The 25891-nt window shown below is 53.4% G+C and carries 20 protein-coding genes; 14 read left to right on the top strand and 6 right to left on the bottom strand.

Annotation, left to right across the window (positions count from 1 at the left end):
* Positions 1 to 386 precede the first annotated feature (386 nt).
* Positions 387 to 3641: a WD40/YVTN/BNR-like repeat-containing protein gene (locus tag FUA23_RS08660; RefSeq protein ID WP_147930332.1), complete on the bottom strand. Its 3255-nt coding sequence runs from the start codon at positions 3639 to 3641 to the stop codon at positions 387 to 389.
* A gap of 402 nt (positions 3642 to 4043) precedes the next feature.
* Between FUA23_RS08660 and FUA23_RS08655 the strand changes: the two genes are divergently transcribed.
* Both FUA23_RS08655 and FUA23_RS22730 read left to right on the top strand, forming a co-directional pair.
* Complete coding sequence (locus FUA23_RS08655) at positions 4044 to 4859, top strand: helix-turn-helix domain-containing protein (protein ID WP_147930331.1); 816 nt, start codon at positions 4044 to 4046, stop codon at positions 4857 to 4859.
* Positions 4860 to 5024: 165 nt separating this feature from the next.
* The gene (locus tag FUA23_RS22730) at positions 5025 to 5399 is read left to right on the top strand and encodes a VOC family protein (RefSeq protein ID WP_147930330.1); all 375 of its coding nucleotides are present in this window, start codon (positions 5025 to 5027) and stop codon (positions 5397 to 5399) included.
* Between the two features lie 227 nt (positions 5400 to 5626).
* Here the strand turns inward: FUA23_RS22730 and FUA23_RS08645 are convergent, their stop codons facing one another.
* Positions 5627 to 6541: a hypothetical protein gene (locus FUA23_RS08645; RefSeq protein WP_147930329.1), complete on the bottom strand. Its 915-nt coding sequence runs from the start codon at positions 6539 to 6541 to the stop codon at positions 5627 to 5629.
* A 634-nt stretch (positions 6542 to 7175) separates the two neighbouring features.
* Here FUA23_RS08645 and FUA23_RS08640 point away from each other — a divergent pair.
* The 5 genes from FUA23_RS08640 to FUA23_RS08620 all read left to right on the top strand — a co-directional run bounded on the left by FUA23_RS08640 (position 7176) and on the right by FUA23_RS08620 (position 12726).
* Positions 7176 to 9647 carry a zinc-dependent metalloprotease gene (locus FUA23_RS08640; RefSeq protein WP_246144108.1) on the top strand — a complete coding sequence of 824 codons (2472 nt, stop codon included), beginning with the start codon at positions 7176 to 7178 and terminating at the stop codon, positions 9645 to 9647.
* Between the two features lie 126 nt (positions 9648 to 9773).
* The gene (locus FUA23_RS08635; RefSeq protein ID WP_147930328.1) at positions 9774 to 10919 is read left to right on the top strand and encodes a helix-turn-helix domain-containing protein; all 1146 of its coding nucleotides are present in this window, start codon (positions 9774 to 9776) and stop codon (positions 10917 to 10919) included.
* 211 nt (positions 10920 to 11130) lie between these two features.
* Positions 11131 to 11607: an energy transducer TonB gene (locus tag FUA23_RS08630; protein WP_147930327.1), complete on the top strand. Its 477-nt coding sequence runs from the start codon at positions 11131 to 11133 to the stop codon at positions 11605 to 11607.
* Between the two features lie 146 nt (positions 11608 to 11753).
* A complete protein-coding gene (locus FUA23_RS08625) occupies positions 11754 to 12206 on the top strand; it encodes a GNAT family N-acetyltransferase (RefSeq protein ID WP_147930326.1) in 453 nt (150 codons plus the stop codon).
* Positions 12207 to 12267: 61 nt separating this feature from the next.
* On the top strand, positions 12268 to 12726 hold the full coding sequence (locus FUA23_RS08620) for a hypothetical protein (RefSeq protein ID WP_147930325.1): 459 nt from the start codon (positions 12268 to 12270) through the stop codon (positions 12724 to 12726).
* A 76-nt stretch (positions 12727 to 12802) separates the two neighbouring features.
* Here the strand turns inward: FUA23_RS08620 and FUA23_RS08615 are convergent, their stop codons facing one another.
* Positions 12803 to 14752 (bottom strand): SulP family inorganic anion transporter, encoded by a 1950-nt coding sequence (locus FUA23_RS08615; protein ID WP_147930324.1) that lies wholly within the window; start codon positions 14750 to 14752, stop codon positions 12803 to 12805.
* 666 nt (positions 14753 to 15418) lie between these two features.
* Between FUA23_RS08615 and FUA23_RS08610 the strand changes: the two genes are divergently transcribed.
* The gene (locus FUA23_RS08610; protein WP_246144107.1) at positions 15419 to 15880 is read left to right on the top strand and encodes a hypothetical protein; all 462 of its coding nucleotides are present in this window, start codon (positions 15419 to 15421) and stop codon (positions 15878 to 15880) included.
* Between the two features lie 41 nt (positions 15881 to 15921).
* A complete protein-coding gene (locus FUA23_RS08605; protein WP_147930322.1) occupies positions 15922 to 17403 on the top strand; it encodes an ArnT family glycosyltransferase in 1482 nt (493 codons plus the stop codon).
* 244 nt (positions 17404 to 17647) lie between these two features.
* Here FUA23_RS08605 and rpoN read toward each other — a convergent pair whose 3' ends face one another.
* The 3 genes from rpoN to FUA23_RS08590 all read right to left on the bottom strand — a co-directional run bounded on the left by rpoN (position 17648) and on the right by FUA23_RS08590 (position 20328).
* Positions 17648 to 19150: an RNA polymerase factor sigma-54 gene (gene rpoN / locus FUA23_RS08600; RefSeq protein WP_147930321.1), complete on the bottom strand. Its 1503-nt coding sequence runs from the start codon at positions 19148 to 19150 to the stop codon at positions 17648 to 17650.
* A gap of 130 nt (positions 19151 to 19280) precedes the next feature.
* Positions 19281 to 19694, bottom strand: coding sequence for a DUF2141 domain-containing protein (locus tag FUA23_RS08595; protein WP_147930320.1), 414 nt, complete (start codon positions 19692 to 19694; stop codon positions 19281 to 19283).
* Between the two features lie 220 nt (positions 19695 to 19914).
* Positions 19915 to 20328: a BrxA/BrxB family bacilliredoxin gene (locus FUA23_RS08590; protein ID WP_147930342.1), complete on the bottom strand. Its 414-nt coding sequence runs from the start codon at positions 20326 to 20328 to the stop codon at positions 19915 to 19917.
* A gap of 149 nt (positions 20329 to 20477) precedes the next feature.
* On the opposite strand from FUA23_RS08590, the gene FUA23_RS08585 reads away from it, so the two are divergent.
* From FUA23_RS08585 to FUA23_RS08565, 5 genes are all read left to right on the top strand, one after another.
* A complete protein-coding gene (locus tag FUA23_RS08585; protein WP_246144103.1) occupies positions 20478 to 20861 on the top strand; it encodes a hypothetical protein in 384 nt (127 codons plus the stop codon).
* 141 nt (positions 20862 to 21002) lie between these two features.
* Positions 21003 to 21878: a DUF5777 family beta-barrel protein gene (locus tag FUA23_RS08580; protein ID WP_147930318.1), complete on the top strand. Its 876-nt coding sequence runs from the start codon at positions 21003 to 21005 to the stop codon at positions 21876 to 21878.
* A gap of 70 nt (positions 21879 to 21948) precedes the next feature.
* Entirely contained in the window at positions 21949 to 22956 is a 1008-nt protein-coding gene (locus FUA23_RS08575) for a c-type cytochrome (protein WP_147930317.1), read from the top strand.
* 158 nt (positions 22957 to 23114) lie between these two features.
* Complete coding sequence (locus tag FUA23_RS08570) at positions 23115 to 24386, top strand: adenylosuccinate synthase (protein ID WP_147930316.1); 1272 nt, start codon at positions 23115 to 23117, stop codon at positions 24384 to 24386.
* A gap of 238 nt (positions 24387 to 24624) precedes the next feature.
* Positions 24625 to 25869 carry a competence/damage-inducible protein A gene (locus FUA23_RS08565; RefSeq protein ID WP_147930315.1) on the top strand — a complete coding sequence of 415 codons (1245 nt, stop codon included), beginning with the start codon at positions 24625 to 24627 and terminating at the stop codon, positions 25867 to 25869.
* The last annotated feature ends 22 nt before the right edge of the window (positions 25870 to 25891 follow it).

Raw genomic sequence — 25891 nt, 5'->3', positions numbered from 1 at the left:
TTTGCAATATTTGGGCAGCGAGAGTTTCGATTTTCGTCGGGTAGGTCATTCTTGGTAGGTGTGAGAATCACCAAGTTAAGGGCCTACCCTTTTTTAGAAGCCTAAAATCGTAGCGGACCATTGACCTAACGCACACTTCACCACAATCATACGGGTTGGAAACAAGTGCGGCCATCGTCAGAGATCACGCCTGCTATCAGGAGCTAAGCCCGTAAACCTTTTCATTGCACCTGCGGCCGCGCCGGAAAACTGTAAACGGGAGGTTTGCCAGCTTCTGAGGGGAAGAGGACAACCGTAGAGGCATAAAAAAGGAGCGTGAGTTTCCTCACGCTCCAACTTATTTTACCGATTAAAGGTAGTAGAACTGCAGCTTCAAGGCTGCCGAATTACTCGCCGGTGCCGATCATATATGGCGCACCTGCTGCCTTCAGCTGCTGCTGAAGGGCAGGTAGCTTAGCGGTCAGGGCTTCGATTTTGGGCATGATCTTCTCGATCATCTCCTTTGCGATGCCAAGACTGCGTTCCATGTTTGGTGTTGGGCCGTAGGTAGTGGAAAGACCGCGGTAGCCGGCAAAGAAATGATCGCCTGCTGTGGGCGGTGCTTTCTCACCAACTTCATCACGGGCGGGGCTACCTTCCATCATACGGCTCAGGGTGCGGACCTCATCCTGCAGAGAATAAATCTCTTCGTTGAGTTTGCCCGGTGCAATGGAGGACCGTTCGAGAGCAGTCTCCAGAGATTGGACCTGTTTCTTGAGATCACCCAGTTTTTCCTGACTCATAGCCATCATATCCTGTACTTCTTTGACTTTTCCTCGGTAAGCGATGAGCTTCTCTGCGTTTGCGCCTTCCAGGGTCGGCTTGTGCAGAGGCTTGACATTGAAACTCACCGGGCCGTCAAGCTGGGTGATTTTTCCTTCAACTTCCTTGCTCAAGGTGACGGAGTATTTCCCGGGAGGGGCCATTGAGCCACCGCTTCGGCGGCCGCGGCCACGACCACCGCCCTGGCCGGGGCTGATGGCCCAGGTAGAAGGGTAGCGGAGGTCCCACGCTACGCGCTGGATTCCTTTTTTCAGTGGTTGGCTGATTTTACGGACGATGTTACCGTCGGCATCCTTTACGGTGAGCCATACCTTCGGTTTGCGCTCGTCGTTTTCGGCATCAATGGCATCGTAGCCGACGAACGTGAGGGGCTTACCTTCTTTTTTGGCTTCCTTCTCCATCTCTTTGCGCATGGCCTTCTTACTCTTGAACTCGGTGTTGAGGTTGTACGTGAATACGGCTCCGAATTCGGGGTTGTCGGCAAAGTATTTTCCTGCACCAACGCCGGGATCGTTATTGCGGGGAGTGTACCACCAGGCATCACGGACGGAGAAAAGTGCTCCTTCCTGATCTTCCATTGCTCCAACGGTCATTTCGCGCATCGGGCTGTAGTCGTCCAGTACCCAGAAGCTCCGGCCGAAGCTGGCGCCGACGAGGTCGTTCTCCCGTTTCTGAATAGCGAGGTCGCGGAAAGGGATGGTTGGAGAACCGGCCAGTTTTTTCCAGTCGTTGCCACCGTTCATGGTTACGTAGATGCCGTTCTCGGTGCCGAGGAAAAGAAGATCTTTGCTTACGTGATCCTGAACCATACGCCATACGAGGGTACGGTCGGGCAGGTTGGCGCGCAGCGAGGTCCAGCTTTTACCCAGGTTGGTGCTTTTGAAGATGTAAGGTGTGAAGTCACCTTCTTTGTGGTTGTCGAGCGAAACGTAGACAGTGTTGGCGTCGTACTTGTCGGCTTTTACGTCGTTGATGAAGGCACGCTCCGGCACGCCGGGCATATCGGAAACCATCATTTTTTTCCAGTTCTCACCACCGTCGGTGGTGACTTGGATGATGCCGTCGTCGGTGCCGGCCCAGACGATGCTTTCGTCTACTTCGGATTCTGCCAGGGAGGTGATGGTGGAGTAGTTGGACATGGCGTAGATGTCCCACGGGTTGTCCCAGCTTTGCACGGCGCCCATGATGGGGCGGGCGATGCGCTCTTCGCTGCGGGTCAGGTCTCCGGAGATGGGTTCCCAGTCGTCGCCGCGGGAGTCGGAACGCCAAACGCGGTAGCTGGCGAAGTAAAGGCGCTTAGGGTCGTGGCTGGAAACCACGATGGGAGCATCCCAGTTGAACCGTTCGTGAGGGTCGCCGGCACGGGCCTGCGGCTGTACCATTACGGCTTCGCCGGTTTTCAGGTCGATGCGGTTGAGGCCACCTTGCTGGCTCTCAGCGTAAATGATGTCGGGGTTACCCGGCTCGGTAGCCGATTGGTGACCATCGGCACCGAGGGTTTTGTACCAGTCGCCGTTGCGGATGCCGGCGCGGGAATCGGTCCGGCTGGGTCCGCCATGAGAACCGTTGTCCTGCGTACCACCAAAGATGTGGTAGAAAGGCTCGCGGTCGTCTACGGCAACCTTATAGTACTGCGTCAGGGGCATGTTGTCGATGAAGCGCCAGTTCTCAGCGAGGTCGAAGGTTTCGTAGACACCGGCATCGGTACCGACCAGCAAGTAGTCGGGGTCATCGGCGCGGAAAGCAATGGAGTGGTTGTCGGAGTGTTTCTGACGCTCCCGAAGCTGGCGGAAACTTGCGCCTCCGTCTTCAGAAACCTGAATGCGTACATCCATCAGGTAGAGGCGATCGAAGGCGTGGGGGCTGGCGTAGAGTTCCTGGTAGTAGTGGGGGCCGGTGCCTCCGGAAACGGTATTGGACATTTTGGTCCACCGTGATCCCTGGTTGGCGGAGCGGTAAATTCCTCCTGTACGGCGATCCAGCGTAACGGCAGCATACACCACGTCGGGGTCTTGCGGGCTGATGGCGAGGCCAATCTTACCGAGGTTGGAGCGGGGAATACCGGATTCGATTTTCTCCCAGGTTTCGCCGCCGTCGCGGCTGCGGTGGATGCCGGAGCCGGGGCCTCCGCCGAGGTAGGCAGCAACGGTGCGGTGGCGGTCCCAGGTGGCGGCGTAGAGCAGGTCGGGGTCACGCGGGTCGATGATGAGGTCGGTTGCGCCGGTCCACTCGTCGTCGCCGAGGGTTTTCTTCCAGTTTTTACCGCCGTCGATGGTTTTGTAGAGGCCACGGTCGCCGCCTTTACTCCACAGGGGGCCTTGTACGGCTACCCAAACGACGTCGCTGTCGTCGGGGTGAACGATGATTTTGGAGATGTGCTCGGAGTTGGGCAAGCCCATGTTTTTCCAGCTCGCGCCTGCGTCGTCGGAGCGGTAAATGCCATCGCCGAAGGCGATGTGGCGGCCACCGACGTTTTCGCCTGTCCCGACCCAAACGGTGGCGGGGTTGCGCTCATCGATGGTGATACAGCCGATGGCGAAGGATTTCTGGTTGTCGAAGATGGGATCCCAGGTGATTCCTGCGTTCTTCGTTTTCCAAACGCCGCCGGAGGCAGCACCTACGTACCAGGTGTTTTCGTGTTTAGGGTGTACGGCTATGTCGGAAATCCGGCCGGACACGAATGCGGGCCCCACGTTACGGAGTTTGAAACCGCCGAGGGTTTCGGTGGGTGGTACTCCGTTTCCGGGAGCATCCTTTTTCCTCTGGGCCGCAAGCGGAAGAGCCAGTAAAAGGACGAGAAAAGATAGAAGCGTTCTCATGAATGTAATTTGATGGGGTGTGGAATTCGGGCATAAGATACTACATCTGTTGTACTTCAGAGTTTCGGTGGCAGATTCGATTCAGGATTACGCTGTTTTTGGGGCGCGGTCGCGGGTGCGGGGGTGGCTTTGAGGGCAGAGAATTGCTGCGTTTGGTGTCGGGTTAATTTGCTGGCATATATCGTTGTGGCTGAACAGAGATGGTGAAAGCGAGGTAAATGCCGGTCAGTATTCGTAATATTATGGTCGTTAACCACATTGATAAAACGTTGATTTGCCCGGTGATTCAGCCATAGCATTGAAAACTGATTTTTGCGAGCCGTGGCGGCGGAGAGGCCAGCCACGTTCTTTGCGGTGGAACCCTATCCGTAAGGCAAGCGAAATAGACGAACATCAAATTCGATGACCCACCATATATTCGAACCACATAAGGATCTGGCTCCATTCGTTAAATGTTACTGGACGCTGGAAGCGCCCAGAGAGGATACGCCAACGCGTAATACCATTGTCCCCGATGGCTGTATGAAGATGATTTTTCACTACGGTGCTCCGTACAAACACTATGATGAGCAAGGAACTGGTACGCTCCTTCCGAAAAGCTTTGTGATTGGACAATTGACCAGACCGTATGAAGTAGAGCCGGTTGGCGCTACCGGTACGTTTTTCGTGTGTTTTCATCCTAGCGGTTTTCAACCGTTTGCCACGAGACCGATAAAGAAAATGGAGAATACAGCCGTCTCATTGGAGGAATTATTCGGGGAGGACGGCCAGGAAATCGGGCAGAAGGTCTTGCAGGCTGAATTAACTTCAGAAAGAATCAGCCTTGTCGAAGCTTTTCTGCTTGGCCGGCTGGCGAATACAGAAACGATAGACCAGATAGTGCAGAGTACCGTAGAAACCATTCTGACTGCTAACGGGCAACTCTCCGTCGGAGAGCTGTCTCAACAAAATAATACCAACCGAAGGCAGTTAGCACGCAAGTTTTCGTCAGACATTGGTATAAGTCCCAAGCAGCTTTCTAAAACGGTAAGGCTTCAGGCTGCGCTGAAGATATTACTGAACAAGGATGTTGCCAGCCTTACCGACCTGGCTTACGAGCATGAATACTACGATCAGGCACACTTCATTAAGGACTTCAAGGAGTTTACCGGGCTCACGCCTAAAGAGTTTTATGGTGATCACCTGAAGATGTCTTTGGTCTTTGAAGGTGTGGATTAAACTGCATTCGAAGAATTAAGGTCAATGCACGAACGGCTGTTTTTTGCTCGAAATCGCAGACCAGAAATTCGACCAGGTAAAGTAATAACCCGGGTTTGTCCCATTTTTACAATTTTAGGTTTCGTTGCCGCCCCAACTTTGCATCGAACTTAAAATACAGTACAAATGAAAAGTGTAAATCCTGTTGGTTGGTTTGATATTCACGTGTCGAACATGGACCGCGCAAAGAAATTCTACGAAACCGTATTCAGCACCCAGCTTGTGGACTTCCCCATCGAGTGGGGCAGACAAGCAGCGTTCCCTTCAGACCACGGAGGCCTGAACATTTCAGGCGCTCTGGTGGAAAAGGAGGGCATGGCTGCAGGCGGAAATAACACTGTGGTCTACTTCGTTTCCGAAGACTGCTCCACGGAAGAAAACCGGGTTGAGGAAGCAGGAGGTAAAGTCGTCAGGCCCAAAATGTCGATTGGCGAATTCGGCTTTGTGTCCATACTCCAGGATACGGAGGGGAATATCATCGGGCTTCACTCGAGGAAATAACCAGACGGATCGCTGTCGTGCAGCAATCGATAAAGATTGCTGCACGACAATAATCCGGCGCACAGATAAAGGCCGTTGTGAACGAATTCGCAGACTTTACGAAACCGCCGGCTTTATTTGGTATGCTTTGCTTGGTATGAGTAGCGATTAAGGAGGGGCGTAACGCTCTGAACCGAAGGCGATTCAGAGTGTTACGCACCACCTCATGGTACAGGATTGTTATCGGTTTAGATCCCGAAAATTTCCAGCTGCTTTTCAATAATTTTTTTGACGTACAGCTTATCGTCAGCTACGATTATCTTACCGTAACCCGTAACACCTTCGTCGTTATTCGATCTCAACACTACCGCTGCTTCGTCTGGCTGCTGCAGGTCTTTAGCGTAGAGTTTATTGTCGCCCAACTGGGTAAAGTAAACGACGTCGTCTTTGATGTCGAATCCAATTATGTCTTCATATTCGTTGTCGTCTCCTGTGCCAGGAACGGTGTAAAGGAGTACAGATTCTTCGGTTGAACTACTCAGGTCGAATCGACGGACTTCGTTTTTAGATGAGAAGTAGAGGTAGTTGTCAATTACCCGCATATTTGCAGGGTGGATGAAGTCGTCGGTTGCAATCAATCGATCTGGAGATGATTGGCTGAATTCGTAGAAGTTATTAATGGGTGAATACGCATCAATACTTGAAGTGTAATACAATTTGCCCGAATCTTTAGACAACTGCGACCGTGAAATACCTACAATGGAGTGGGTGGATTGAACCCCCGCAGAAACATTATTCAGGTCCACAACTTTGATGTCCTGGGATTGTGCCCAGGAGTCGCCCTGATAGTATAAGGTGCTGCCTATGACTTTGAGTGTGTTGGGCCAATCCGTAGAATCTTCTATGACGAGTTCTGCGGTGTTTGTGCCTGAGTTCAGGTCTATACTGTAAATGGCCTGGTCGTAAATGAAGTAAAGGAATCCGTTCTCGACGTCGAAATCCTGAATTTCAGATGTTTCGTTTATTGAAGCAGAGAAATCTAGATTTTCGATGTACTGAGGGCCTGTTGTTTCTCCTGGGGCCGGGGTGATTGGATCATCGTCGTCGTTGCAGCTGGTACAAAGGAAAAGGAGGCAAAGGATGAATAAAAAATGGTTTTTCATTGCTTGGTTTTTTGGTAGCCTTATTCAGGCTTAGGAAAATGGATTTGGAAGGGGTGAAAATGACTATCAGTATACTGAATCTGGGTTTGGTGAGCAGTACCTGTGATATACCGGAACCAAAGTGGTTTGGGACTTTATCGCTTGTTATCGCGGCGTCTGGCGGCGTTGCTGAAAACCTTACCTAGCTCAGGCTAGGCGCGGCTTTCAGCGCCTAACCAGCCACCACGCTAACGGCGCGCTAATTGTCCCAAACCACTTCGTTTCCGGTATAACTGTAATATTTACGGTTGCAAATCTATCGCATTGAATCTCTCATAAAGAAAGTAATGAAGGAACGTAACAGTTATTTAAAGGAAAGAGGGTAGGAGGTTTTTCTCTGTTACTGTTTTTAACACAAAAGGGTAAAGGGACTGTAAAGTGCAGATTAACGCCCTCATGTTTGCCTCAATTTGGCCGAATGGCTTCCTGACGACCGAACTGCCCGGAGTTAAATGAAATTACGGTACTTCAGGGCACGAGAGCAGTATCTGGCCCGGAGTTCGGTTTTGAGAAATTGAGTGGAAGGCTGGTAAAGGGAACCCCGGGCTGGTTTAGTAGATAACGCCCTATCTTACCATCCCAAACCCCAGCTAAAATGATGAAAACGGTCTTTCTTTTACTTTGCTCATTAACCATTCTGCCCTGCACCAGCGTCCGCGCCCAAAAAACAACGCCAAAGAAACCGCCTGCAATTGAGGCGAAAACCGAAGGCCTCCAAAAAATGGATGGCTATTTCGACTTTTGGTACAGCGACGACGAGGGGAAGATTTACCTCGAGGTAGAGCGGATGGACGAAGAATTCCTCTACGTAAACAGCCTGGCCGCCGGCCTGGGGAGCAACGATATCGGACTGGACCGCAACCAACTCGGTAATACCCGGGTAGTAAGTTTTCACCGCGTTGGCCCTAAGGTGCTTTTGAAGCAACGTAACCTGGACTACCGCGCCATGAGCGATAACCCCGACGAAGTAGCCAGCGTCCGTGATGCTTTCGCGCAGTCTACCATTGCCGGTTTCAAGGTTGTCGCTAAAACCGGAGACGCGGTCCTGATTGACCTCACGCCGCTGCTGCTCTCCGACGCCCACGGCGTCGTATCCAAGCTGAAGCGCAGCAAGCAAGGCAACTACAAAGTGGATGCCAATCGCAGTGCTGTCTACCTCGACCGCACCAAAAATTTTCCGAAAAACAGCGAATTCGAAGCGAGCCTGACCTTCACGGGAGAGGCAACGGGAAGACAACTGCGCAGTGTTACCCCCACCAGCGGAGCCTTTACCCTGCGGATGCACCACAGCTTTGTGGAATTGCCCGACGAGAACTACACCCCCCGGACGTTCGACCCCCGCTCGGGCTATTACGCCCGCAGCTACGCCGATTACGCCACGCCGATTGACCAGCCGCTCGTAAAACGCTTCATTACCCGCCACCGCCTGGAGAAAAAAGACCCCTCTGCTAAAATGAGTGAGCCGGTAGAACCCATCGTTTATTACCTCGACCGCGGCGCTCCGGAACCCGTAAAATCAGCCCTGCTGGAAGGCGCCAGCTGGTGGAACCAGGCCTACGAAGCAGCAGGCTACAAAAATGCGTTTCAGGTAAAAGTCTTACCCGAAGGCGCCGACCCGATGGACGTGCGCTACAACGTCATCAACTGGGTGCACCGCAGTACCCGGGGGTGGAGCTACGGCAGCTCGGTTACGGATCCCCGCACCGGCGAAATCATAAAAGGGCACGTACTACTCGGTTCTTTGCGTGTGCGTCAGGATTTCCTGCTCGCACAGGGCCTCATCCCGGCTTACGCCGATGGTGTTACCCCTGACCCACGACTCGAAGAAATGGCGCTGGCGCGTCTGCGCCAGCTCAGTGCCCATGAAGTCGGTCACACCATTGGCCTCGCCCACAACTTTGCTGCGAGCACGAACGACCGGGCTTCGGTGATGGATTACCCGCATCCCTATATTACCCTGAAAAACGGTGAAGTAGACTTCAGCCAGGCTTACGCAGTCGGCATCGGAGAGTGGGACAAGCGGGCGATCATGTACGGTTACACGGATTTTCCGGAAGGGACGGACGAAAGTGCTGCGCTCGACCAAATTCTGAACGAAAATGATCGTCTGGGCCTGAAGTACATCTCTGATTCCGATGCCCGCCCGGCGGGCAGTATGCAACCCGATGCTCACCTGTGGGAAAACGGCACTGACCCAATCGAGGAAATGGACCGCCTGATGGACCTGCGGGAACACGCCCTCAATAACTTCGGGATGGACAACATCCCCGACGGAATGCCCGTATCTGAGCTCGAAAAAGTACTCGTGCCGGTTTACCTGATGCACCGCTACCAGGTGGAGGCCCTCGCTAAGCAAATCGGAGGCTACCACTATACCTACGCGGTAAAAACAAAAGGCCAGGGAAACAGCGTACGTCCCGTTGCCGCTGACCGGCAAAAGGCGGCAGTAGACATGTTGCTCAAATCAATGTCGCCCGCAGCACTCGCGCTGAACGAAAAACTACTGGGCCTGATTCCACCATCAGCGATGGGCTACTCGCGCGATCGCGAGTTGTTCAAGACCCACAACGGAGGAGCCTTCGATCCCCTGGCCATGGCGGAAACGGCCGCAGACAATAACCTCAAATTTTTGCTGCACCACCACCGTTTGGCCCGTATCGCAGAACAGCATGCGCTTTTCCCCGACTTTAGTGACGACGATAAATCGCTTTCGAAATACCTGGAATATGCTGGCGAAAGAATTCACGCCCAGCTCAAAGCGACCGGAGCCGGAAGCTACCCCAATCAGGTCGCTCAGATTGTCGAGAAACGTTACGTTGCTCACCTGTTGCAAGCCGCGGCTAATACAGGAGCCAGCGAACAGGTTCGTGCTGCAGCGCTGGGGGAACTGCTCAGGTTGAAGAATATTTTCAATGACTGGAAAGACCCCAAAGGTGCTAACGGCGCGCACTACGTTTACCTTACTCAGCAAATCGACCAATTCATCACTGACCCGGCAAGTGTGAAGATTACGCAGGCTCCGGCTCTGCCCGATGGTTCCCCGATCGGGTGTGGGGGGCTGCATTAAGGATCGGTTTCGGGTCGGAGAGCCGGCAGGAGCTCCGACCCGGAACGTTTTGTGCCGGTCTGTTCCGGAATATCCCTGCGGTAAAAGCAGGTCTGTATTAGTCTCTCTTCAAGAAAAACTCCTGTCATGTTACTCTACGTTCGCGGGATTACGCTATTGAATACGATACTTAGTGTCGGAGTTTTTTTGGGTGTCTCGCTGACGATTTTCTTGTTGTTCCGACAGTCGTACAAGAGTTATGCTAACATCTTTCTCGCGCTGGTGGTCTGCTGTTGCACAATGTGCATTTTGCCGGGGTACTTATACGGTGCCCGGCTTTTGCAGTACATCCCGCAATTTTCTAACGTCGGGATCATCCTCTTTCCAGTGCTTGGTCCTCTTATTTACCTGTACACCAAGGCGAGTACGCAACGCTCTTTCAGGCTGGAAGCACGCGATCTTTTTCACCTTGTTCCGTTTTTGCTGTTTTTTCTGCTCGACTGGAAGCTTTTGGTATCGTCCGACGTTAAGGTTTTTACCGACCATATAAGGATGCTGGAAGAAGGCATTTACCCTATTCCCGTATGGGAGCGCGCGCTGAAAATGCTGATAACCTTAGCTTATTTCCTGCTTTCGGTAAGGCGCGTCTTTCGCTACCAACAGCACCTTTCGGATACTTCGGTTCATATCGATCGTTCTTATGCGCAGTGGCTGCTGCTGTTCAGTTCAGTTTTGTTGATGCCGCTGGTAGCCATCGGCCTGGTGGTGTTTACCCAGTACCGGTTGGTTTCTGCTACGCTGCTTGCGGTGTCCTTCGTCAGCTTTATCCTGATGGTGTACCTGGCGGCTTTGCTGAAGCCGGCCCTGTTTCATAAGTTTCCCAACAGAATCGAAAAGGAGAGTGCAGCAGAGGTTGCCCGGAAGAAGTACGAAAGTTCTAACCTGCGGAGTGATCAGAAGAAAGCGATGGCGCAGAAGGTGTTGAGCTTCGTTGTCAACGAAAAACCGTACCTGGAGCCGGAGCTTACGCTGGGGCAACTGGCCGGGAAGGTTGGCATCCCATCTCACTATCTGTCGCAGGTAATCAATGAGGAAATTGAGCAATCTTTTGGCGATTTCATAAACGGTTACCGGGTCGAGAGGGCTAAGGCTATGCTTGCCGACGATGATTTTAGTCATTTCACCATCATCGCTATGGCTTACGAGGCCGGGTTCAACTCCAAAACTGCTTTTTATGAAGCGTTCAGGAAGTTCACGGGAACAACCCCGGGTAAATACCGTAAGTCTCTTTAGATCAGTGTGTTGAGTTGGTTTTAACGCATCCTGATTTGTAAATCAGGACATCCGGGATTTTAAATTTATAAGTCAGGAAGTACGCATTTATCTATCCGAACGCATCGGGTGAGAGGGGGCTATACATTTGCCATGTCTACAAAACAAACACTTGAACAGATTTATACTTTTATCCCATTATTTAACCCATTCCTTCAAAAAACACCCAGTCATGAATGTCCTTAAACAAGCCTTGATTATCGTTTTAGCCACCGGCTTTTCTTTTCTCTTAGCAGGGCCGGTTTCGGCCCAGTCCGTAGCGATGAGTTCTGCCGCTCCGGCTATTTTGCCGCTCAATGCCGGCAACATCGACATCGATGAAGTAGCGTTGTCAGCCCGTGAGCTGGAGAGCTACGGCGCGGGTTATCCCGGTGGCGCGGAGCAGCTGGAGACTTTTCTGAGGTCGAATGTTGTCTACCCGGAGTTGGCAAAAGAAAACAACTTCGAGGGCACGACCATCGTCCGCTTTAAAGTACTCGAAGACGGAAGCCTGAGTGAGTACAGCGTTCAGCAGTCTACCCACGAGATCTGTGACCAGGAGGTAATCGCCGCTCTTCGTGACATGAAAAAGTGGGTGCCCGCAAAAATCCGGGGCAAAAACGTCGCCACTTGGTGCAGTGTGGCCGTTAATTTTAAAATGACCTTTTGAGTATGCGCATTCGATTAAGTGCGTGATGAGCGTGTCCCTTATTGGGGATTTAGTGGCGCGATCGCAGGTGCAAAAGACGTTGAAGAACAAGGTATGTTCGTTCTCAACGCTCTTTGCATCCTGCGGTCGCGCCTTATTTTGTGCGCATGAATTTGCAACGTACCACAAATACTAATGAAGACTTTCGTGCCCTCGTACAACTCCTCGACGCCCATCTTGCGGTAACGGACGAAGACGAGCACGACTTTTACCATCAGTACAACGGCCTCGAGGATATCAAACACGTAGTAATCCTCTACGAACAAAACGTACCGTTGGCTTGCGGAGCTTTCAAGCACTACAACCCGGAGACGGTTGAAATCAAAAGGATGTTCACCGCCGAAACAGCGCGGGGCCGCGGACTGGCCGTGCGGGTGCTCGGTGAACTGGAAGCCTGGGCCGCCGAGGAAGGCTACCAAACGGCAATCCTCGAAACCGGAATACGGCAACCCTACGCCATTCGCCTCTACGAAAAACAAGGCTACCTGCGAATGACGGAGAACTACGGACAGTACGCTGGTGTTGAAAACAGCATCTGTATGAAGAAAAACCTCGGCTGAGTCAACATTCAGGACAGTTGTAAATTCTCAACAGACCAACGAATCAAAACACAAATCTCTCTTGATCCAGGAAGCTACCATAGAACGCATACTCGCCCGCTTAGAATCCGGTACCGATGATTTCAACGTCGAAATTCAGGACTTTGCCGAAGCGCAACCCAACCTCGCTGCTTACCTCACCAACGAGGACAGTGAAACACTGAACGAAGACGAACGGACACTGCTCTTGTTTGGCGCTATTGTCATCTACCAGTCCGTAATGGATGAGCGTATCGTCCGGGACGTTATCTCCGAAGAAATAATCGGGCAACTGGAAGAAGATAATTACGCCCTGATGCCGGCCAAGGGAGCCTTCCGGGACCGCCTTACACCTTTCTTCGAAGAGAGCGAAGAAGAAGAGCTGCTGGCTTTCGCCGAGGATCTCATCGTTGCGGAAGCCGACGAAGACGGCATCACTAAAGAAGCCCGCGAGCCGATGTTTATCGCCCTCAAAACAGTTATCGATTGCCTGCTCATTTGACGGGCGGAAAACCGGGTAAGAATATACGCCTGACCACTTTGACTTAGGTATAACCGTGCCTGCTGGCGCTACAATTCTACATCTCGTCTATATCCTCACCTATGCGGACGGGGCCTTCCTGTTGGCGATCGGCCACCTGATCGAGGGTTCCGTCTTCGAGGTGCATGCTCAACCAGGAACGACATTCTTTGAATGTCTCGAAGGAGTACTTCTCGTCGATGAGGCCGGGGATGAGGTTGATGCGCTCCATCATACTGCGGATCTGGGGATTCATGCCGACAAAGACAACCGCAATGCCACGACTCTGAAGGTCGAGTATAGCATCCTCCAACGCGTAAAGCCCCGATTGGTCAATGTACGGTACCTGGCCCATTCGCATGATGATGACTTCTACCGTTGGCAGGTTCTGGATGATGGCCTGGAATGAAGAAACGAAGCCGAAGAAAAGCGGACCGTCGAGGTGTTTAATGAACACCCGGTCGCCGACGCGCTTTACGAGGTCGCCTTCGTCTTCCCAGGGCTTGTCGCGGCTGAACTCTTTGAAACTGCCCGTAGAGGAGCCTTCCTCGACGGTGTCGGCAGTCTTCTTCATAAAGAGCATTGCCGCGAGAACCATGCCAATGGCGACGGCCTCGAGGAGACCGACGAAGACGGTGAGCACCAGTACCAGCAGCATCACTACGGCGTCACCTACCGGAATGGCCTTGAGGTGGCGGAACCCCTTATAATCGATGATGCCGATACCAACGGTAATCAGGATGCCCGCCAGTACACCGTTGGGGATGTACTGTACGATACCGCTGAGCCCCAGCAGAACCGCCAGCAGAAATACTCCCGCGATGATACCGGAAATTTTAGTCTTGCCTCCCGAATTCACATTAATCACCGTTCGCATGGTTGCTCCTGCACCGGGAAGTCCGCCAATGAAGGCCGCTCCCATGTTGCCGAGGCCCTGACCAATTAGCTCCTGATCGGGGTCGTGCTTGGTCTTTGTGATATTATCGGCCACTACCGAAGTAAGCAGCGAGTCGATAGCGCCGAGCGCTGCAAGCGTAAACGCAAATTCAATGATGCGCAGAAGGTAGTTGGTGTTAGAAAACTCACTGAAAAAGCCGAAATAAAAAGGAGGTAAGCCTTTTTCCACTTCCCCGATGACCGGGATCGCCCCCGGCTCGATGAAGAAGAATGCAACAATGGTAAAGGCGACGAGCGCGACCAGACTGGATGGTACCGCCGTCGTTATTCGTTTGAAACCATAAATGACAATTATCGTCCCGATGGCCAGCAAAAAGTTTAACCAATTGATGCCGTTGGTCTGGAAAGGGCGCAGGATGTTCTTCAGGGTACCAACGGTACCGCTTGCCTGGCGCTTGGCCTGGCGTTTGGCTTCATTCAGGATTTCCTCGTTCGTTACGTTGGAAAACGCTTCGTTGGTGGCCGCAATTACGGTGCCGTCCATTACTCCCTTCAGGATGCCTCTTTGTTCTTCTTCACGAATGATTCCTTCAAGAATCTGTTCCTCGGCGTGGACCATGCGCGATTCTACCAATGCAGTGTCTTCCTGTGGGTTGTATCCCAGTAAAGGAAACAACTGAGTGATGACAATGATGACCCCGATTCCACTCATAAATCCTGACACAACGGGGTAGGGAATGTACTTTATGTAACGCCCTAGTTTTATGATGCCAAAGATCATCTCAATCAGACCCGCAAGGAAGAAGGTCGCCAAAATCAAAGGCAGAGCTTCCTGAACCGTTTCTGCACCGGTCTCTACCATCGCATTGGCGATGATCGCGGCCGACACAACGGTCATCGGGGCCGTAGGGCCGGATACCTGGGTGGCGGTTCCCCCAAACATAGCGGCGATGATAGCGATCGCAATTGCACCATACAGACCAGCCATCGGCCCAAGCGCGGTCTGGGCTCCGAACGCAAGTGCGAGCGGAAGCGCTACGATACCTGCCGTAAGGCCCCCCAGAAAATCTCCCTTCAGGTTGCTGAAATCAAAGGTGAAAGGGTTTGTCATGATTAGGATTAAATTGAAGACTTGTTCGTCAAGCTTCTAAAGAAGAACGAAAGCAATCTTGATAGGTTTACTTGCATAGAAAGAATGATTGCTCTCACTCGTTTGTGTCGAATGACTTTATCCGGGCGCTAACGCAGGTGCAATGAACGGTTGAATGCATGGTTGCTACGCTGGGTGGGCGTTCCTGATAAAGCTTTGAATTTGAGCTAAATGTACAAAAAAATCGGCGCGGCCGAAACCCGTGACGATTTGGTTAGCTACAAAGCCTTATTACCCTCCTCACCTCCTTCATCGCTGAAACGACAACCACGCTGTGAGCCTGAATTATTGGCATGCCTCCGGCTGGTTGCTACCGGAGGCATCGGTCTTAATTCACGATAATTATGGGCAGGGTGCCCGATATGACGGGGTCTTTTACCGGTTGTGATGCGTAAAAAAAGTGATTTAATAACCGAACCATACTTGCCTTTTACAACTTACACCTTAAGCACGGCGTTGTTTTCTACTATACGAGTAACCATTTTACCTCCAGCTTTGACATCCGCTGAATTAAAAGACTATCTAAAACCTGAGAACGACCTGGAGGCCTCCTTCCTGGAAGATGCTGAATTTTGCAGAGGACTACAATGGGGAGTACCGCGTTTTGGCCACCCCGAAGGGTCCATCATGGCCCACATCTTAGAAGTAAATGCCAACATCGACCGTTTGCCCATTGATGCGGAAACCCGCAGACTGCTACGGATCATCTGCTGGGTACACGATACGTTCAAACACATCGAAGACAAAGGAAACCCCCGCGACTGGAGCAAGCACCACGCGGTTTATGCGCGCAACTTCCTCGCCCGCTACCTGTCTGATCCGCTATTGCTCAACGTTGTGGAGTTGCACGATGATGCCTACTACGCCTGGCGACTGGCACACCTTTACCACAAACTGGGCGAATGCGATGACCGTATCGAAATGGTAAAAGAAAAGGTCGGTAGCTACTGGCAACTCTTCTACCTCTTCTTTAAGTGCGATACCAGCACGGGAGACAAGAATCCCGCACCCCTCATCTGGTTCGAAAACACAATGGAGGATATTGAGGTCGTCGATTTTATCGACGAACCCAAAGGCGGAAGTGCTTAAAACCACAACGCTGAAAGGCCGAAGGCCTTACCTTCGCGCCCATGACTTCGGAAAGAATCATTATTGCCGTACTATTCGCCTGGACTCTCCTGGCCGTATTCTCTCACCTGGGCGATGTCCAGCTGGAGTTTTACGACGAAGCACGCCGTGGCGTCAGCGCATTAGAGATGTCGCGCGGCGAAGCACCTTCGCTGCTAACGCCGCCTTACTACGGCGCGCCAGACCACTGGGGAACCAAGCCACCTTTACTGGTCTGGTGCCAGGCCATCTGGATGAAGATTATCGGCCCGGGAGAACTGGCCGTACGGATGCCTTCTGCGCTGGCTACAATTGCGTTGTTCTGGCTTCTCACCTGGTGGGGGAAGCGCGACTGGGGCAGCCCGTTGGTGGGTAGCCTCGCCGCCGTTGCTGTACTTGGTAACTGGCTTTACATCAGTAACCACGGCGCAAGATCGGGAGATTTCGACGCGATGCTGATCCTGTTCCTTACCGCTCAGGTTGTTTTTTTCTACCGCTGGGTTACAAACGGCGAAAGCCGTTGGATCTGGTTGGCCGGCCTGTCCGTCTTTCTGGCCGGAATGACCAAAGGCGTCGCCGGCGGTTTTCTCCTGCCCGGCATTGGCGTCTGGTTGCTGCTCGACCCGGAGGGGCGAAAGAAACTGCTTAAGCCCGGCACATGGCTTATTCCCGGCGGAGCCATCGCTCTGGTCCTGTGCTATTACTTCCTCCGCGAACAAGTGGATCCCGGTTACCTGCAAATGGTCTTCGATAACGAGCTCGGGGGGCGCTTCGATGAAACCAACGAAGGCCATAAACACCCCTTTTATTACTACCTCCAACTGCTGGTCTCCGATTTTGGCTGGAGGCACTTGCTGCCGCTCCTGATTCCGGCTTTGGTTTACCTGTTCCTGTCCGAATACCGAAGGGTGACGTTGCTCCTCACCATCACAACGGTTTTATTTCTGGTGGTTGTCTCCGGCGCAGCGACCAAGCTGGTCTGGTACCACGCGCCCGCGCTCCCCCTGCTGGGGATGCTCATCGGTGCGGGGATGTTTCACCTCGGCAAATTGCTGTCGGAAAAAATCGGCGGACAAAAAGGAACCTTTATTGGCATTGCCCTGATGACCAGCCTCTTTATGGCTCCAATGATTCTCACAACCCACCACGTTCTGAACCGTAACCGCTACCCGGTAATGCATGAGTCGAAAAGCTCGCTGAAAGACTTCATGAGCCGACCCGAGGTGAAACCACCTTACTCGGTCGTGATAAAAGACTATCAGCCCAATTTCCGGTTCTACGTAGAACTGGCCCGGGGGCGCGGTGAAGCCGTAGAACTAAAACGCATCCAACGCCTGCGACCTTTCCTCTCCGCCGAGGTGCAACCCGTCTCCGAATTCGAGCCCGGAGAGCGCGTCGTTATCTGCCACGGCGAAACCTGGGAATACCTGTTCGACCGGTTCCAACTGAAACCCAAGTATAAGGACGGACGGTGCCAACTGGTGTTGCTGGGGGAGAGGAGATAGTGGGTAGAATGTAGTGGGTAGAGCGTAGTGCTGCCGCACAGGGGAGTTTGTAGAAAAAAGAGCGAAGTTGGTAGTGTTGCCGTGTTGAGGATGTGTACCAGGTATTTCACGATATAATTGTGCCACAGCGGGATAGCAAGAACTTCCCGAGACCAGTAAGTCGTACGTGTACTTGCACGAGCGAAGCGAGCATCCCCACTAAAACGTGCGGCAGCACTACCCACTACGCTCTACCGACTACCCACTAGAGTTCCTTCCTCAGTCGCGCTACCGGAAGGCCCAGTTGTTCCCGGTACTTGGCCACGGTTCGCCGGGCGATTTCGTAACCGGCTTCGGCGAGGGCTTTCTGGAGCTTGCCGTCGGCAAGCGGTTTGCGCTTATCTTCGTCGGCGATAATTTCGGAGAGCACCTTTTTGATCTGGGTGGTACTCACCTCCTCGCCTTCCTGGTTGGTCATCCCTTCGCTGAAGAACTCCCGCAGGGAGAAAGTCCCGAAGTCGGTCTGGATGTATTTGCTGTTGGCAACGCGGCTGATGGTACTGATGTCGAGCTCCGTCACTTCGGCAATATCCTTCAGGATCATCGGGCGGAGCATGGCGGTGTCTCCGGTTTTAAAGTAGCCTTCCTGATAGCGGAGAATAGCGTGCATCACACTAAAAAGTGTCTGCTGCCGCTGCTGAATAGCCTCGATAAACCAAGTAGCGGAATCGATATTCTGGCGGATGAACCCGGCAGCCTGTTTTTGGGCGGTGGAGAGTTTTCCGGCTTCCTTTTGTTTGCGGCGGTAATCGGCCAGCATTTGCTGATAATGATCGTTAACCCTGAGATCCGGAGCGTTACGGGCGGTGAGTTGAAGGCGGAATTTACCGTCTACGGTATTGAGGATGAAATCCGGCACTACCGCCTGGGCGGCCCGGCCTCCGGCGGCTCCGATGAGGCCTGAGGCTGGTTTGGGGTTAAGGCGGAGAATCTCGCCGAGTGCATCGCGAAGCTCGTCTTCGTCCACCTCCAGTTTCTCCCGGAGCTTGTCGTAGTGTTTTTTGGTGAAAAGCTCGAAGTGTTCCCGGATGATGGTCTGGGCAAGAATCAGGTCGGCATAAACCATGATGTCGAGGTCTTCGCCGTCTTCGATTTTGCTTTCCAATTGAAGCAGGAGGCATTCCCTGAGGTCGCGGGCAGCGAGCCCTGCGGGCTCGAGGGTCTGCACGATCTTGAGGACCCGCTCTATTTCCGATTTTGGAACGTCGAGGTGATAATTGATCAGCAGGTCATCGGAAATTGCGCTGAGGGTACGGCCCAGGTAGCCGTCATCATTGAGGTTTCCGATGATCTGCTTGCCGATCAGGATTTCCTGATGGCTCTCAAACTCGAGACTCATCAGCTGGTCCATCAGGTACTCGAAGAAGGAGGTCTCATCGGCGGTATAGCTGCCGGGGGCAACGTAGTCGTCGGTATCGGCACCGGCTTTTTGCTGGTAGCTGCCGGGGTCGTCGTCCATGTACTGCTGAAAATAATCGTCGTCGTATTCCGAGTTGCGCTCATCGGAGCCTTTGGCTTCGAACTCTTCCTGGCGGTCGGGGACTTCGCTTTCGTCATGACGGGCCTCTTCCAGAGTCGGGTTTTTTTCCAGTTCCTCTTTGATGCGTTGCTCCAACTCCATCACGGGCAGCTGTAACAGCTGCATGAGCTGAATTTGTCGTGGGCTGAAAACCTGGCCTTGCGAGATGTTTTGGGACTGTCCGAGCATGAAACTTATGGGTACTTGCTACGAAGAACAAACCGCAGGTAGTAAGGTTGGTGTTTTGGCCCGGTTTTTGCAGTAGCTTTTTTTTGGCGCAACCGCAGGTGCAAAGTCTCGCTTTAAAATCGGTAGATCATTAATACTCCTTCCAGAGCTTAAAGTCGAGTTTCGCCTGCAGCTTACCTCCGTCAACGGACGTAGCAATTTCCTCGAACTGAGGCTCTTTCCACTTAGAAACGGGTGGCCGTACAAAACCATAAGGCTCCTTCGGGATTCCCATCATGTTGAAGTCGAGCTTGCCGTTGCCGTTCAGGTCGTGGTATCCGGATATGACGTAATCGCCCGCGCTCGGGAGGTCAATTTCAAAACCAACAACATCGTCGTTGCACGCTTTTACCGCGCCCACAAGGGGGCGGCGTGCTTCGTAGTCGGCCGCGCTGGCGTATACCGCAAGGTGGAAATCTCCTTTGGCCGCAGCGGTAGAGCTTACCTGCAGGCTTACGTTTTGGGGAGAAGTAACAATAAAGAGGACGGACAGCAGAAAATGCATCAGCACAAAAGTGGGAGTTGGTTTACTAGGTAAACGCAAATAACTGCGGGCTTGTATGGGCGGAGGATGTTATTTTACCGTTAACGGGCCAGCCGGAAAACGGAGAGGGGTTAGGGGCAGTGCCACCGCAGGTGCTGGCAAGCGCACTCGTTTTGCTCATAAGCAAAAACGAGCAGGCTTCCCTTCAGGTGCGGTAGCACTGCCTTTCACACTAAGACTTCTAGCAGTAACGGTCGAAAGCCATTTTCAGGTTTTCGGCAATGATCTCTGCCGAGCGGCCTTCGATGTGGTGACGCTCAAGGAAGTGAACGAGTTTACCATCTTTGAACAGACCGATTGCCGGGCTGCTGGGAGGGTAGGGCAGCAGGTGCTCACGGGCGGTAGCCACCGCTTCGCGGTCTACACCAGCAAAAACGGTGTAGAGGTTGTCCGGCGCCTTCTCGTTCTGCGTGGCCATCTTAGCGCCCGGGCGGGCGTTGGCTGCTGCACATCCGCATACAGAGTTGACAACCAGCAGCGCCGTGCCTTCGGTGGCGCCCAGGGCTGCGTTGACTTCGTCAGCGTTTGTGAGGCTGGTGAAGCCAAAGGAAGTAAGGTCCTTCGCCATTGGAATCGTTAGTTCGACGGGGTACATATTTTCGTTTTTTTCGTTGAGGTAAATGGCTGACAACACAAATCGGTAGGAACGCCGTAAATTTGCGGCCCGGCTTGCTGTTCAGCTGTCCATATCTACAATTCAGCCACCTGTTTGGTTGGCCGCTTACTTTTAAAGGCACGTTTCTTATGCGAAATATTTGGTTGTTCTGTCTTCTGATCTGTGCCGTATTGTGCTTCGACGCTTGTACCAAAGATGCCCTGGCTGAACCCGTAGCCGTTACCTGCGAAGACGATACACCAACCTACGAAGACGATATCCGGGAGATTGTGGAGCGGACCTGCGCCTACAGTGGCTGCCACCTGGGCGGCGCTCCCGGAATCTACGACAGCTACGACGGCCTTCTTAATCACCTCGAAAACGGTCGCTTCCGTCAGCGGGTGATTTCCAGCAGGAGCGACCCTACCCTCGGTATGCCGCCGGATTACTCGCCAGACGGGCGGGCGACCAGCCTCACTCCCGACGAATTACTAATCATTACCTGCTGGCTAGATGCTGGCTTCCCTGAGTAGCAATCTGGTTTTTACTTGCCTTGCTCTGTATTCAAACTAACTTTGTACCTGCGGCCGCGCCCCGGTTTGTATTTCTGTACGGCAGTCTTCACCTTTTTTTGAAATTGCTGCACTCTGGATTTTCCCAAAACTACCCTTCAAATGAAAAATGTTTTACTCCTTTTGCTGGTCTGTTCCTGCACGCTCTCCGCTCAGCGTGAGCGCATTTACAGGACGTTCAAAGACACCCGCGTAGTGAATGTGCATAGTGTGGAGACACTACCGAAGGGGAAACTGGACATCCGGATCAGCCACCGGTTCGGGGATATGTTCGGAGACGATGGTGGCTTCAAAACGTTCTACGGCCTCGAAACCGCAGAGGACGTCGCCATCGGCGGCGAATATGGATTTACCGACAACTTCAACGTAGGGATTTACCGTGCCAAAGGCTCCGGCCGGACCCCGGAGAGCAACTCAGGCTTGCGCCAGAATCTGAATCTGGTAACCAAAATACGCTTCCTGCATCAGGAAAATGAAGGCTTCCCGTTTTCTGCCGCCCTGGTGGGAACAGCAACCGTCAGTACCGCCCAAAAGATCGAGGACAACGTGGACCTCATTCAGAGTTTTCCGAAATTTGCCCACCGTATGGCCTTCAACGGCAGCCTGGTGCTGGCCCGGAAAATGAACGGCCTGAGCCTGCAGATCATCCCTGGCGTAACGCACCGTAACCTCGTGCCATTCGCCGGCGAGAACACCATCTTCAGCCTCGGTGGCGCTGCGCGCTACCAGGTCTCGCGCGTTATGGCTCTGGTCGCCGACGTAACGGTACCGTTTAGCAATACCATTACTGCCGACAACGGTTACAGCGTTCCGGTTGGGGTCGGGCTCGAGTGGGACACGGGCGGCCACGTATTCCAACTCAACTTTACCAATGCTACCGGCCTTTTCGAATCGGACTACATCCCTTACACCATCACCAGCTGGGGCGAAGGAGAATTCCGGATGGGTTTCACGATCTCCCGCTGGTTTAACCTGTAACGGGTTACTGCAATGCCGGAAGCCGTTCTGCGCGGGCACCGTCCGATTTCGTAAAAGTTAATTAAGAGCAATGAAATATCTTCTTCCATTAATCATACTGGCCGGACTGGCCCTCACCAGCCGGCCCAACACCTTGCCCGTAGTTGACGGCGAAACGTCGCTCTACGAAGTGATGCGCGCCCTGGGCGCGCCGGAACGGGCGGACATTATGGTCCGGCCGGAAGAAGGCGCCTCTGAAGAGCTCGGCCGGGAGATCGTTCTGGAAGGCCGCCTCTCCGAAGGAGGAATGCAGTCGGCTCACTTCAAGTGTACAAGTTGCCACAACATCGTACGGGAAGATCCCGTATTGGCCGTCATGGACCCCACCGCCCGGCTTGCCTACGCCGAAGCTAACGATTTACCTTTCCTGCCCGGTACCACCCTGTGGGGCGCGGTCAACCGTGAGAGCTACTACAACGGAGATTACGACAAAAAATACGGCGATCTGGTAAAACCCGCCCGCCACGACCTGCGGGGAGCCATTCAGCTCTGTGCGACGGAGTGCGCCCAGGGCGAACCGCTCAATGAAGTGGAGATGGAATCTGTTATGGCTTACCTCCATACCATCGGTCTGAAAGTGAACGATCTACCCGAAGGAGCGCCGACCGTGAAACGGATCAACGACGCAATTTCGGAAAAAACCGCAGCGCCGGGGGTGGTGGAAGACCTTAAGGCGAGCTACCTGCTTGCCAGCCCGGCAACGTTTGTTCTGCCTCCCGAAGACCGTAAAGCCGGCTTTCCGGTGGCCGGCACACCCGACCCGGCCAACGGCCGGGCCATCTACATACGCGGATGCCTGCATTGCCACGAAAAACAGCGTTACAGCTTTTTCGAACTCGACGATTCCGAAAACCACTGGGCGTTCCTCACCAAGCACTTCCCGCGCTACGACCGCTATTCCACCTATCAGGTGGTTCGCTACGGTACCAGCCCGATTCCCGGCAAGCGGGCTTATATGCCTCACTACACAAAAGAACGGATGACGGATTTGCAGATAGAGGCACTCCGTGCCTACCTCGCTACGGGCAGTGCACGCTAACGCAGGGTGAAAAAACGGCTGTTGCAACCCGTAAAACTAAAAACCTGAGCATAATTGTCAGGAAATAACCCACAATGCCCCGCCTCACCGTACCTTTGCGTACGTTTTCGCGGACGACCCCGGAATTCCCCGGAACCTCCGCATAAAGCCAACACACAATGGCCGTAGACGTACTCTTAGGTCTCCAGTGGGGAGACGAAGGCAAGGGCAAGATCGTAGATGTTCTTGCTCCCCAATACGATATCATCGCCCGTTTCCAGGGCGGCCCTAACGCAGGGCACACACTCATCTTCGACGGTAAAAAGTTTGTCCTCCATACGGTGCCTTCAGGCATCTTTCGCCCGGGGCTGAAAAACATTATCGGTAATGGTGTAGTCATCGATCCCATCACGCTGAGCAAAGAGTTGGATAAGCTCGATGACGCAGGAATCGATTACGCCGGTCGACTGTTCGTTGCCCGGAAAGCTCACCTCATCCTGCCCAGCCATCGCCTGCTCGACGCAGCGCGGGAAAACGCCAAAGGCGACCGTAAGATTGGCTCGACGCTCAAGGGAATCGGACCTACTTACATGGATAAGACCGGCCGCAACGGACTCCGCGTAGGCAACCTCGAAGCACCCGACTTCCGGGAACGCTACGAAGAGCTGAAGGAAAAGCACAAGCAACTCGTTGGCCTGTACCCCTTTATCCAGTTCGACCTGGCTAAGGAAGAAGAGGCTTGGTTCAAAGCAATCGAACGGTTGCAGAAGCTTGAGTTCGTTGACGGCGAATACTGGATCAACGACGCCATCAAGCGCGGAGAAAAGATTCTGGCCGAAGGTGCTCAGGGTTCTATGCTCGACATCGACTTTGGTACTTACCCCTTCGTAACGAGCTCCAACACCATCACGGCCGGAGTTTGTACCGGCCTTGGCATTGCGCCGCAGCAAATCGGAGAAGTGATTGGTATTACCAAGGCTTACTGTACCCGCGTGGGGGGTGGGCCTTTCCCGACAGAACTGCTGGATGAAACCGGAGAGTTCCTGCGCCAGGAAGGCGGAGAGTTCGGCGCAACCACCGGGCGCCCCCGTCGCTGTGGCTGGATCGATTTGGTGCAACTCCGTTACACCATCATGCTAAGTGGCGTTACCCAGCTCGTTGTGACCAAAGTAGATGTACTCAACAACTTCGAAACCCTGCAGGTAGCCGATGCCTACGATGTGGAAGGCACCGTTACCGAAACCCTGCCCTTCGATTTGGTACGTGAGAACTTCAAACCGGTCTATACGCCGGTACCCGGCTGGAACTCTAACCTCACGAGCGTGAAGGAAGAGGCGAACCTGCCCGCCGCATGCATCGATTACGTTAAGTTTCTCGAAGAAAAACTCGGAACCCGCGTTAGCATGGTGTCTACCGGTCCTGACCGCGAGGAACTGGTGATGAGAGGATAGACGACCGTACTTGATGGTTTTCAGCAGGCGCGGCCGCAGGTGCAATGAGCGTTTTTAAGGAGCAAAGACAAGCCTTTAAAACTTTCATTGCACCGGCGGCCGCGCCTCTTTGTTCTTACATTTACCCCGTTAAAACCTGGTCGGCCCAGTATCACCTGCGGTGAACAGGCCGGGCAAAACCAAATTCATTCACAAACGGACGCTACCCCGGCTGGCGCCCGGCCCTCTATTCCTTTTAATGAAAGCATACATCCTTACCATCGGCGATGAAATCCTCATCGGGCAGGTGACCGACACCAACGCAACCTACATGGCCGAAGCACTTAGTGTGGAAGGTTACGAAGTAGTGGAGCACCTCAGTGTGGCCGATACCCGGGACGGAATCCGTAATGGCCTCGATCGTGCCCTGGCGGCAGCCGATATTGTACTCATGACCGGTGGTCTTGGCCCTACAAAAGACGACATCACTAAAAAAGTACTGGCTGAATACGTAGGAACTGAAATGGCTTTCCATCAGGAAAGCTGGGAGCGCCTGGTTAAAATTTACGCGGGCTTTGGGAAGGAAGCCGGACCGCACCACCGGGAACAGTGTGAATTGCCCGCCTCGGCAACGGTAATTACAAATAAAGCAGGTACCGCTCCCGGAATGTGGTTCGAGCACAAGGGAAAGATTATCGTCTCGATGCCCGGTGTGCCTTACGAAATGCGCTACCTCGTCAGCAAGGAGATAATTCCCCGGCTCGTTGCCGGTAACGTAGACCAGAGCCGGCAGCGCTCACTTACCATCCTGACCGCAGGCCTGGGAGAGAGTACCCTGGCCGAAGCCATCGAGGCGGTAGAAGATGCCCTGCCCCGGCACATCTCCCTCGCGTACCTGCCCAACCTTGGTACGGTGCGGCTGCGCCTCACTACCCGCGGCACGGACGAAACTGCGATGCAGGCCGAGCTGACCAAGTATAAAGATGAGATTGAAGCCATCGTTGGCCAGTACGTCTACGGCTACGGCAAGGAAGACCTCGCCCTGGCGGTACAGAAAAAGATGCAACAGGATAACCTCACGCTGGCAACAGCCGAAAGCTGTACCGGAGGGTCAATTGCACGCATGATTACCGGCCACGCCGGCTCCAGTGGCCACTTCCGGGGAAGTGTGGTTGCCTACGACAATGACGTTAAGAGTAGTGTCCTTGGCGTATCTACTGAACTCCTGGCACAGCACGGAGCGGTGAGTAAAGAAGTAGTGGAAGCGATGGCACAAAATGCCCGGCAGGTGCTGAAGTCAGACTATGCAGTAGCTACTTCCGGCATCGCAGGCCCGGGCGGGGGCTCCGATGAAAAACCGGTTGGGACCATCTGGATTGCAGTTGCAGGGCCGGATGGCGTGAAGTCCAAACTACTCAGTTCAGGCAAAGACCGGAAGCGGAACATCACTTACACCGTGCACATGGCGCTCAATCTGCTGATGGGGCAATTGCAAGGGAAATGATGCAACCTCCCGCAATACCCGA

The organism is Neolewinella aurantiaca (assembly GCF_008014675.1).
GTDB classification, from domain to species: Bacteria; Bacteroidota; Bacteroidia; order Chitinophagales; family Saprospiraceae; genus Neolewinella; species Neolewinella aurantiaca.
This window is presented reverse-complemented; position numbering and strand designations above follow the sequence as displayed.